11 protein-coding genes are annotated in these 9,797 nt (G+C 73.2%); 9 read left to right on the forward strand and 2 right to left on the reverse strand.

Going from position 1 to position 9,797, the window contains the following annotated elements:
• The first annotated feature begins 83 nt into the window (after window positions 1–83).
• A complete protein-coding gene (locus OUY22_RS10800) occupies window positions 84–752 on the forward strand; it encodes a histidine phosphatase family protein (RefSeq protein WP_270154713.1) in 669 nt (222 codons plus the stop codon).
• On the opposite strand, the gene OUY22_RS10805 is transcribed toward OUY22_RS10800, so the two are convergent.
• Window positions 730–1,299, reverse strand: coding sequence for a uridine kinase family protein (locus OUY22_RS10805; protein WP_270154714.1), 570 nt, complete (start codon window positions 1,297–1,299; stop codon window positions 730–732). The two genes, OUY22_RS10800 and OUY22_RS10805, sit on opposite strands and share 23 nt — an antisense overlap.
• Before the next feature lie 154 nt (window positions 1,300–1,453).
• On the opposite strand from OUY22_RS10805, the gene OUY22_RS10810 reads away from it, so the two are divergent.
• The 3 genes from OUY22_RS10810 to bar all read left to right on the forward strand — a co-directional run bounded on the left by OUY22_RS10810 (window position 1,454) and on the right by bar (window position 5,350).
• A complete protein-coding gene (locus OUY22_RS10810) occupies window positions 1,454–2,611 on the forward strand; it encodes a CaiB/BaiF CoA transferase family protein (protein ID WP_270154715.1) in 1,158 nt (385 codons plus the stop codon).
• A 40-nt stretch (window positions 2,612–2,651) separates the two neighbouring features.
• Window positions 2,652–4,142 carry a carboxyl transferase domain-containing protein gene (locus OUY22_RS10815; protein WP_270154716.1) on the forward strand — a complete coding sequence of 497 codons (1,491 nt, stop codon included), beginning with the start codon at window positions 2,652–2,654 and terminating at the stop codon, window positions 4,140–4,142.
• Between the two features lie 98 nt (window positions 4,143–4,240).
• A complete protein-coding gene (gene bar / locus OUY22_RS10820; protein WP_270154717.1) occupies window positions 4,241–5,350 on the forward strand; it encodes a barbiturase in 1,110 nt (369 codons plus the stop codon).
• Here bar and OUY22_RS10825 read toward each other — a convergent pair.
• Window positions 5,347–6,513 (reverse strand): pyridoxal phosphate-dependent aminotransferase, encoded by a 1,167-nt coding sequence (locus tag OUY22_RS10825; RefSeq protein ID WP_270154718.1) that lies wholly within the window; start codon window positions 6,511–6,513, stop codon window positions 5,347–5,349. The two genes, bar and OUY22_RS10825, sit on opposite strands and share 4 nt — an antisense overlap.
• Before the next feature lie 23 nt (window positions 6,514–6,536).
• Between OUY22_RS10825 and OUY22_RS10830 the strand changes: the two genes are divergently transcribed.
• The 5 genes from OUY22_RS10830 to OUY22_RS10850 form a co-directional block, all read left to right on the forward strand.
• Window positions 6,537–7,475 carry a DUF418 domain-containing protein gene (locus OUY22_RS10830; RefSeq protein ID WP_270154719.1) on the forward strand — a complete coding sequence of 313 codons (939 nt, stop codon included), beginning with the start codon at window positions 6,537–6,539 and terminating at the stop codon, window positions 7,473–7,475.
• Window positions 7,435–8,226 carry a carbon-nitrogen hydrolase family protein gene (locus OUY22_RS10835; protein ID WP_270154720.1) on the forward strand — a complete coding sequence of 264 codons (792 nt, stop codon included), beginning with the start codon at window positions 7,435–7,437 and terminating at the stop codon, window positions 8,224–8,226. The genes OUY22_RS10830 and OUY22_RS10835 overlap by 41 nt, the downstream gene beginning before the upstream one ends.
• A gap of 10 nt (window positions 8,227–8,236) precedes the next feature.
• Window positions 8,237–8,683, forward strand: coding sequence for a hypothetical protein (locus tag OUY22_RS10840; RefSeq protein ID WP_270154721.1), 447 nt, complete (start codon window positions 8,237–8,239; stop codon window positions 8,681–8,683).
• The gene (locus tag OUY22_RS10845) at window positions 8,680–9,072 is read left to right on the forward strand and encodes a hypothetical protein (RefSeq protein ID WP_270154722.1); all 393 of its coding nucleotides are present in this window, start codon (window positions 8,680–8,682) and stop codon (window positions 9,070–9,072) included. The genes OUY22_RS10840 and OUY22_RS10845 overlap by 4 nt, the downstream gene beginning before the upstream one ends.
• Before the next feature lie 9 nt (window positions 9,073–9,081).
• Window positions 9,082–9,797: alpha/beta fold hydrolase (locus tag OUY22_RS10850; protein ID WP_270154723.1), on the forward strand; the 716-nt coding region annotated here is incomplete at its 3' end.

A 9,797-nucleotide genomic window follows, 5' to 3' on the forward strand; every position in this document is an offset into this window, starting at 1 on the left:
ACGCCGACCGGCATGCCGGGCATGGGCGTGGTCTACCAGGTGAGCGTGCCGGCGGCTGCGAGGGTCCTGGCAAGATGGGGAGCATGGGCCCACGGCGCATCCTCGCGGTGCGGCACGGTGAGAGCGAGGCCAACGTCGCCTACCGCCGCGCGGGAGCCCGCCCTCTGGTGTACGAGCGCGGCGACGACGAGGTGGGGCTGAGCGAGCTGGGCCGGGTCCAGTCGGCGGCGCTCGGCGCGATGCTGGCGCGGCTGCCGGCGGGCGAGGCGCCGGAGCTGGTGTGGTGCTCCCCGTACCGGCGGGCGCTCGACACGTGGGCCGTGGCGCGGGCGACCTGGGGCGCGGAGCCGCCGGTCACGGTGGACGCGCGGCTGCGGGACCGGGAGTGGGGCGCGCTGGCCCCGTACAACGAGGCCGCGATCGCCGAGCGGTTCCCCGGGGAACGGGCGCGGTGGCGGGCCGAGGGCGAGTACCGTTACCGGCCGCCGGGCGGGGAGTCGTTCGGCGACGTGGCGGCGCGGCTGCGCGGCGTGCTGGACGACCTGCGCGAGCACGCGGACGGGCGGCGGGTGCTGATCGTCGCGCACGACGCGGTAGTGCTGGTCTTGCGACACGTGCTCGACGCGACGCCGGACACCGACCTGCCCGGCCTGGCGGCGTTCGCACCCATCCTGAACGCGTCGGTGTCGACGTGGGACGCCGAGGACGGCCACCCGCGCCTGCTCGGCTTCAACACGGTCCATCATCTGTGAGCCCGCCGCCGGGCGGCGCGGTGGAGACGATCAGGTCGGCGCGGGAGCGGGTGTCGTCGGCGGCGAACCAGGCGCGTTCGGCCGCGAACCACTCCCGCCACCGCTCCTCCAGGCCGGGCCCGTCGCGCTCCAGCACCCTCCGCAGCCGGACGTCGTCAGGCGCTTCCAGCCAGACGGCGTAGGCGAGCAGGCGGGCGGCGGACTTCCTGGCCGTGCCGACGCCCTCGATGATCAGCACCGGGGCGACGGGGACGGCCACCGGCTCGGCGTACGCGCCGCGCACCCAGTCGTAGCGCCTGAACCCGCCGGGCCGCCCCTGCCGGAGCGGCTCCAGGACCTGGTCGAAGAGTGCGGCGAACCAGGTGGCCGGGCCCTCGTCCCAGGGTACGGGGAAGTCGTCGGCGTGCACGGCCTGGCAGCCGAGCGTGGTCGCGAGCGCGTCGGCGTACGTGGTCTTGCCCGACCCGGCCGGGCCGTCGACGGCGACCAGCCGTACGGGCCCGCACGACGGCGGGAGCGTCCGGATGCGGCGGGCCAGGGATCGCACGGCCCCAGGGTAGATGACGGGGGTGTCGAGGCTGAGACAATGTGCTCCCGCTCCGACCGCCCGCGCCAGGCCGAGGTCGAAGTCCGATGCCGGAGGTCGGCGGGGGAGGCCGGCGTCGGAGGCCGGCGTTGAGGCTCGACATGGGAGGTTGACGGTGCCCGGACCCCTCGGTGACGTCGTGGTGCTGGATCTGTCGCGGGCGCTGGCCGGCCCGCACGCCGCTCAGATGCTGGGGGATCTGGGAGCGCGGGTGATCAAGGTGGAGCATCCCGGCGGGGGTGACGAATCACGCGGCTGGGGCCCGCCGTTCGTCGGCCCAAATCACGACATATCAACATATTTTCTGGCGGCGAACCGCAACAAACAATCCATCGCGATCGACCTGAAGACCCCCGAGGGCAAGGTCCTCGTCGAGCGCCTGGTCCGCCAGAGCGACGTGCTGGTGGAGAACTTCCGCTCCGGCGTGCTCGACCGCCTGGGCTTCACCACCGAGCGGCTGCACGAGCTGAACCCGCGCCTGGTGATCCTGTCGATCACCGGGTTCGGCCACGACGGGCCGGAGGGCGGCCGTCCCGGCTACGACCAGATCGCCCAGGGTGAGGCCGGGCTGATGTCGCTGACCGGCCCGTCTCCGGGCGAGCCCTACCGCGTCGGCGCGTCGATCGCCGACCTGCTGGCCGGCATCCACGGCGCGTACGGGGTGGTGTCGGCGCTGTACGAGCGGGAGCGCACGGGCCGGGGAAGGGTGGTGCGCACGTCGCTGCTGGCGGCGGTCACCGGCGTGCACTCCTACCACGGCACGGCCTGGACGGTGGGCGGCAAGGTGCCGGGCGCGAACGGCAACCACCACGCCTCGATCGCCCCGTACGGCGCCTTCCGGTGCGCCGACGGCATGCTGCAGATCGCGGCGGCGAACGACGGTCAGTGGAGAAAGGTGGCCGCCCTTCTCGACATTGATCCGGATGTAGCGAAATATGCCAGCAATAGAGACAGGTTTGCGCACCGGGACGAACTGATCGCCGACATGGAGAAGGCCCTGGCCGCCCACGACCGCGCCCACTGGCTGGCCGCGCTGGGCGAGGCCGGGGTGCCGGCGGGGGCGATCCGTACGATCGACGAGGTGTACGCCTGGGAGCAGACCCGCTCCCAGGGCCTGCTGGTCGAGGTGGAGCACCCGGTGCTGGGCCCGATCGAGCTGCCGGGCCCGCCGCTGCGCTTCGACGGCCCGGCGGACGTGCGCCACACCGCGCCGCCGATGCTCGGCCAGGACGAGGAGGCCGTGCTGCGCTGGCTCGACGAGCGTGAGCGATGATCCGGTCAGCCGTCACGGGGGAGACCGACACGAGGGGGAGATGGTGAGCCGTCCGGACGCGCGCACGATGATCGACACGGTCCTCGACGAGGGGTCGTGGCGGTCGTGGGACGTGCCGCCCGCCGAGCCGGCCGAGCCGGGCTCGTCCTACGCCGAGGAGCTGGCGGCGGCGCGGGCCAAGTCCGGCTACGACGAGGCCGTGGTGACGGGGGAGGGGCTGCTGGGCGGCCGCCGGGTGGCGGTGGTGGCGTGCGAGTTCTCGTTCATGGCCGGGTCGATCGGGGTGGCGGCGGCCGAGCGGCTGGTCACGGCGGTCGAACGGGCCACGCGGGAACGGCTGCCCCTGCTGGCGGCCCCGGCCTCCGGCGGCACCCGGATGCAGGAGGGCGCGCTGGCCTTCGTGCAGATGATCAAGATCACGGTGGCGGTGCAGGCGCACCGCGCGGCCGGCCTGCCGTTCGTGGTCTACCTGCGGCATCCGACGACGGGCGGGGTGTTCGCCTCGTGGGGCTCGCTGGGCCACGTCACGGCGGCGGAGCCGGGCGCGCTCATCGGCTTCCTGGGTCCGCGCGTGTTCGAGTCGCTGTACGGCTACGCCTTCCCCTCGGGGGTGCAGGTGGCGGAGAACCTGTACGAGAACGGCCTGATCGACGCGGTCGTCCCGGCCGAGGACGTGCGCGAGGTGGCGATCCGGGCGCTCGGCGTGCTGTCGGCCGGCGGCGAGCGCGTCCCGGCCGGCGAGGAGCCGGAGGAGGACCTGCGGCCGGTCGAGGCGTGGGAGGCGATCACCCGGTCGCGCCGCGACGACCGGCCGGGCGTGCGCGAGCTGCTGAAGCTGGCGGCCACCGAGGTGACCCCGCTGAGCGGCAGCGGCGCGGGCGAGAACGAGCCGGGGCTGGTGCTGGCGCTGGCGAGGTTCGGCGCGGCCCCGGCCGTGGTGCTGGGGCAGGACCGGCGCGGGCAGCGGGCCCGCTCGCCGCTCGGCCCCGGCGGCCTGCGGGTGGCCCGGCGCGGCATGCGGCTGGCCGCGGAGCTGCGGCTGCCTCTGGTGACGGTGATCGACACGGCGGGGGCGGCGCTGTCGAAGGCGGCCGAGGAGGGCGGCCTGTCGGGCGAGATCGCCCGCTGCCTGGCCGAGCTGGTCACGCTCGACGCGCCGACCGTCTGCCTGCTGCTGGGCGAGGGCGCGGGCGGCGCGGCGCTGGCGCTGCTGCCGGCCGACCGGGTGCTGAGCGCCCAGCACGCCTGGCTGTCGCCGCTGCCTCCGGAGGGCGCCTCGACGATCCTGTACCGCAGCGTCGACTTCGCCCCGGAGATCGCCCAGGCCCAGCGGGTGCGCGCCACCGACCTGCGCCGCGACGGCATCGTGGACCGGGTGATCCCGGAGCGGCCGGACGCCGCGTACGAGCACCGCGCCTTCGCCGAGCGGGTGGGGCGGACCCTGGAGTACGAGATCGCCATGCTGCAGCGGCGCAGCCCGGCCGACCGCAAGGCGGCCCGGCTCGACCGCTACCGCAACCTGGGCGGCTAGTTGGCAGACATTGCCAGTGAAGGACCGTTTCCTGCGTCATTAGTGTGATCTCCGGGTATGCCGATCGACGCGGCTGCACAGGTGAGAAGGGGCGCGGGATGCCGGATCCGATTGACGTGCGCAAGGTGCCGATCGAGAGCGTCACGGACGCCTCGGGGCTGGAGCGGCTGATCGACGACGGGGTGATCGAGGCGCGGAGGGTGCTCGCGGTGATCGGCAAGACCGAGGGCAACGGCGGCGTGAACGACTACACCCGCATCCTGGCCGACCGCGCCTTCCGCGACGTGCTGGCCGCCAAGGGGCATCCGGCGCCGCACAGCGTGCCGCTGGTCTGGTCGGGCGGCACCGACGGGGTGCTCAGCCCGCACGCCACGATCTTCGCGAGCGTCGACCCCGCCCGGGTGACGCCGTCGGACGAGCCCCGGCTGTCGGTCGGGGTGGCGATGAGCGACGTCATCCTGCCCGAGGACATCGGCCGGCCGGCCATGGTGGAGAAGGTCGCGGCCGGCGTCCGCGAGGCCATGAAGATCGCCGGCATCGACGATCCGCGCGACGTCCACTACGTGCAGACCAAGACGCCGCTGCTGACGCTGGCCACGATCAGCGAGGCCAGGAGCCGCGGCAAGGACACCGCGATCGAGGAGACGGGCCCGTCGATGGACCTGTCGAACTCGACCACCGCGCTGGGCATCGCGGTCGCCCTGGGCGAGATCGAGATGCCGGGCGCCGACCAGATCCACAAGGACCTGTCGCTCTACTCCTCGGTCGCGTCCTGCTCGTCCGGCGTCGAGCTGGACCGGGCGCAGATCGTGCTGGTGGGCAACGTGCGCGGGGTCGGCGGGCGCTACCGCATCGGCCACGACGTCATGCGCGACGCGCTGGACGCCGACGGCATCTGGGCGGCGATCCGCGACGCGGGCCTGCCGCTGCCCGACCGTCCCCACCACTCCGACCTGGGCGGGCGCCTGGTCAACGTGTTCATGAAGTGCGAGGCGGACCCGTCGGGGCGGGTGCGCGGCCGGCGCAACATCATGCTCGACGACTCCGACGTCCACTGGCACCGCCAGATCAAGGCGACGGTCGGCGGCGTGGCGGCGGCCGTCACGGGCGACCCGGCGGTGTTCGTGTCGGTGGCCGCCGTGCACCAGGGACCGTCGGGCGGCGGCCCGGTCGCGGCCATCGTCGACCTGGGCGAGGACGGAAGCTAGCCGGACAGCCGCTTGAGCCGGGTCACCGCCTCGTCGATGACCTCGTCCTTCTTGCAGAAGGCGAACCTGACGAAGTGGCGGCCCCGCTCGGCGTGCTCGTAGAACACCTGCGTGGGGATGGCGACCACGCCGGCCAGCTCGGGCAGCCGGCGGGTGAGCGCGACCCCGTCGTCGAAGCCGAGCGGCCGGATGTCGGTCTGCACGAAGTACGTGCCCGCCGGCCGGAACACCTCGAACCCGGCCGCGCTCAGCCCCGCCATGAGCCGGTCGCGCTTGTCCTGGAGCGAGTCGCGCAGCGCCGCCACCCACGCGCGCTCGTGCCGCAGCCCGTGCGCGACCGCGGTCTGCCAGGGCGCGCTCGCGGTGAAGGTGAGGAACTGCTTGACCGTCTGCACGGCCGACACCAGCGGGGCGGGGGCGCAGATCCAGCCGGTCTTCCAGCCGGTGACGGAGAAGGTCTTGCCGGCCGAGGAGATCATCACCGTGCGCTCGCGCATGCCCGGCAGCGTGGCCAGCGGGACGTGGCCGACGCCGTCGAACGTCAGGTGCTCGTACACCTCGTCGGTGACCGCGACCAGGTCGTGCTCGCGGCACAGCTCCGCGATGAGCGTCAGCTCCTCGCGGGTGAACACGGTGCCGGTCGGGTTGTGCGGCGAGTTGACCAGGATCACCCGGGTGCGCGGGGTGATCGCGGCGCGCAGCTCGTCCGGGTCGAAGGCGAACCTGCCGCCGTCCGGGCGGAGCGTCACGCCGACCAGCCGCGCCTGCGCCAGGGCGATCGAGGCCGCGTACGAGTCGTAGTAGGGCTCGAAGGCGACCACCTCGTCGCCAGGCTCGCACAGCGCCAGGATCGAGGCGGCGACGGCCTCGGTGGCGCCGACCGTGACGAGGATCTCACCGGCGGGGTCGTAGGCCAGGCCGTAGTGCTCCAGGCGGTGCTCGGAGACGGCCTGCCTGAGCTCCGGCACGCCCGGGCCCGGTGGATACTGGTTGGCGCCGGAGTGGATCGCCCGCACCGCGTGGTCCAGCATGGCGGCCGGGCCGTCGGTGTCGGGGAATCCCTGGCCCAGGTTGATCGCTCCGGTCCGTACGGCGAGGGCGCTCATCTCGGCGAAGATGGTCGTGCCGAAGGAGCGCATCCGGGAGACAAGTGGTTCCGTCACAAAGCTCAGATTACGGCGTTGGGGTGATTCGGCTGGGCTCGCTGTCGCGCATTCGTGAGCTGGACGCCCTCCGCGGCTTCGCGGTGGGCGGGATCATGCTGGTCAACACCTGGCAGCACGCCTCCCACGAGCCCCACACGGTCATCGACGCGACGATCGAGGCCGCGTTCCAGAGCCGCTTCTACCCGATCTTCTCGCTGCTGTTCGGCATCAGCTTCGTGCTCTTCCTGGAGCGGGCCGGGCGGTGGGTGCTGCTGTCGCGCCTGGGCTGGCTGTTCGTGTTCGGGCTGGTCCAGCACACCTGGTACGAGGGCGAGGTGCTGACCGACTACGCCTTCTACGGGCTGGCCGTGCTGCTGCCCGCCTCGTTCCTGTGGCCGGGACTGCCGGTGCTGCTGCTCGGGCTGGGCGTGACCGCCTGGGGGGTGATGGCGGGGGGCGGGGTGCTGCTCATCCCGGGGATGTTCCTCGTCGGCATGGCGCTGATGCAGCTGCGCCCGTCGCGTGAGCTGCTGCTGCCCGGCTTCGGAGTGAGCGCGCTGGCCTGCGTGCTGCTCATGGGGGCGGCGGTGACGAGCGGCGACTGGACGCTCTACACGGTGGCGGCGCTGGCCGGGGCCGCGGCGTACTCGACGGGGGTGCTGCTGGTGCTGCGCCCGTGGCTGTCGGCGGTGCTGGAGCCGCTGGGCAGGATGGCGCTGACCAACTACGTCACCGGCACCCTGGTCATCTTCCTCACCGGCGGGCTGATCGACGCCGGCCCCGGCCGCTGGCCGGTGCTCGCCGTCGCGGGCGTCACGCTGGTCGCGCAGGTGCTGTTCAGCCGGTGGTGGCTGGGCCGGTTCCGCTACGGCCCGCTGGAATGGGTCTGGCGCATGCTCACCTGGTTTCGATACGTGCCGAACCGGTTAGAGTCGGGCCGTGACGAGAATCGCCCTCTGCCAGATCCCGGTGTCACCTGATCCGTCGGCCAACCTCACGCGGGTGCGCGAGGCGCTCGCCGCCGCGGAGGGCGCGGATCTGGCGATCTTCCCGGAGGCGACGCTCACCCGCTACGGCAAGCGCATCACCGACCTGGCCGAGCCGCTCGACGGGCCGTTCGTCACCGGGATGGCCGAGGCCGCCCGGCGGCACGGCGTGGCGGTGATCGCGGGCGTCTTCGAGCCCGGCCGGGGCCTGGTCCACAACACCGCCGTGGCGCTCGACTCCTCCGGCGAGCTGCGCGCCGCCTACCGCAAGATCCACCTGTTCGACTCGTTCGGGGCCAAGGAGTCGGAGCTGGTCGCGCCCGGCGCCGAGCCGGTCGTCGTGGAGCTGGCCGGCCTGCGGGTGGGGCTGGTCACCTGCTACGACGTCCGCTTCCCCGAGCTGACCAGGGCGCTGGTCGACCAGGGCGCCGAGCTGTTCGCGGTGATCGCGGCCTGGGGCTCCGGGCCGCTCAAGGAAGATCACTGGGTGACGCTGGTGCGCGCCCGCGCCCTGGAGAACACCATGTGGACCGCCGCCGTCGGCCAGGCGCCCAACCCGGCCGAGTCATCCGACGGTTTCGGGGTAGGGCGCAGCATGCTGGTCGATCCGATGGGCGTGGTCCGGGCCGATCTCGGCACCTCCGCCGGGGTGCAGGTGGTCGAGCTCGACCCGGAGGCGGCCGCCCGGGTCAGGGCGACGCTGCCCTGCCTCGAACATCGGGTTCTCGGGGTCAACAGATCGTAAAGTGGTCATCATGAGCGGAACGCAGATGCAGAAGGTGGTCCCGCCGCGTCTGCTGGTGCCCTACCTGTCGGGCAAGCGCACGGTCATCTCCGGCTACGTCTACCGGGTGCAGGACTGTGCCCGGCTGACCACGCCGCGCGACTACCACCAGGGGTTAGACCTGTCCTTCGACGGCTCGGAGCTGACCGCCGACGTCCCCGAGCTGTACGTGCTGCGCTGGCACGCCCGCGACATCGACACCTACTCCGTCCCGTACGGCCCGCACATGGGCGGCGACTGGAGCGACGGGCCGCCGTTCGCCGGCAACGGGTTCACCACCTCGCGCGAGCACGTGGTGCCGCAGTTCCACACGGTCCCGATGCCGATCCCGGCGGGCGCGCGGATCGTACACGTCTCCCGCTCGGGCGAGCGGCCGTTCGCCGAGTACGACGGCCTGACCTGGCGGCCCGCGGCATGAGCGAGGAGATCACACCGGTCGCCTCCGGCTTCGTCGCCCGCTTCGGCGAGCTGACGCTGCCCGCCGCGCCCGGCCCCGGCGACCGGGTGGTGCTGTTCAGCGAGGAGGAGCTCGACGGGTTCGAGCCCGCCTCCGGCTACTGGCGGCGCACCGTCGCCCGCGCCGAGCTGGAATGGCTGGTGCTCATCCGTACCGTCGGCGCGTTCGGCGGCGAGCCGTGCATCGTGCTGGACGAGGACGAGGACGGCCTCCACATCGCCTACACCGGCCACAGCGGGATGAAGGCCGAGGCGCTGGGCTACTGGATGGTCGACCACGGCGCCTACGAGGTGGTGGTGCCGCGCGAGGAGGTCTTCTCGCTGCGGGTGGAGCGCATCCCGGTGCCGTAGGGTCCAGCTGTGATACGCGAAGCCGACGTTAACGGGATCAGGCTGGTCTACCGGGAGGAAGGGGACCCGGCGGCTCCGGCGCTGGTGCTGTTGCACGGCCGCACGGCCGACCACAACGACTGGAACGGCTTCACCCAGCACTTCGCCGCCCGCTACCACGTGCTCGTCCCCGACCTGCGCGGCCACGGCGCGAGTGACTTCCCCGGCACGTACCCCATCCCGGAGATGGCCGAGGACGTCGCCGCCCTGCTCGGCCTGCACGGGGCCGGCAGCGCCACCGTCATCGGCCACTCGCTCGGCGGGATGGTCGCCTACCACCTGGCCATGCGCCACCCCGGGCTGGTGAGCCGGCTGGTGGTGGAGGACTCCCCGCTGCCGGAGCCGATGCGCGACCGCCCGGCCCTGGTCGAGGACGGCTCCACCGGCTTCGACTGGCGGATGATGCACGACACCGAACGGCAGTTCACGCACCCCGACCCGGCCTGGCTGGACGGGCTGGCCCGGATCACCGCGCCCACCCTGGTCATCTCGGGCGGGAAGTCCAGCCCGTTCCGCGCCGACCTGCTGGCCGCGCGCATCCCCGGCGCGCGCCTGGTCGTCATCGAGGCCGGTCACCTGGTGCACACGACCGAGCGCGAGGCCTTCCGGCGCGGGGGGGGGGGGGGGGGGCACCCCCCCCGCCCGCCCCCCCGAGACGGGACCTCCGTCCGCGTGCCCACTGGTCC

This window comes from Nonomuraea corallina, assembly GCF_027620315.1.
Taxonomy (GTDB): domain Bacteria; phylum Actinomycetota; class Actinomycetes; order Streptosporangiales; family Streptosporangiaceae; genus Nonomuraea; species Nonomuraea corallina.

Excerpts from the sequence above, each read along its gene's own strand:
- OUY22_RS10815 (WP_270154716.1), top strand. The coding sequence starts at position 2,652 with ATGGTGAGCCGTCCGGACGCGCGCACGATGATCGACACGGTCCTCGAC.
- OUY22_RS10800 (WP_270154713.1), top strand. The coding sequence starts at position 84 with ATGGGCCCACGGCGCATCCTCGCGGTGCGGCACGGTGAGAGCGAGGCC.
- OUY22_RS10845 (WP_270154722.1), top strand. The coding sequence starts at position 8,680 with ATGAGCGAGGAGATCACACCGGTCGCCTCCGGCTTCGTCGCCCGCTTC.
- bar (WP_270154717.1), top strand. The coding sequence starts at position 4,241 with ATGCCGGATCCGATTGACGTGCGCAAGGTGCCGATCGAGAGCGTCACG.
- OUY22_RS10840 (WP_270154721.1), top strand. The coding sequence starts at position 8,237 with ATGAGCGGAACGCAGATGCAGAAGGTGGTCCCGCCGCGTCTGCTGGTG.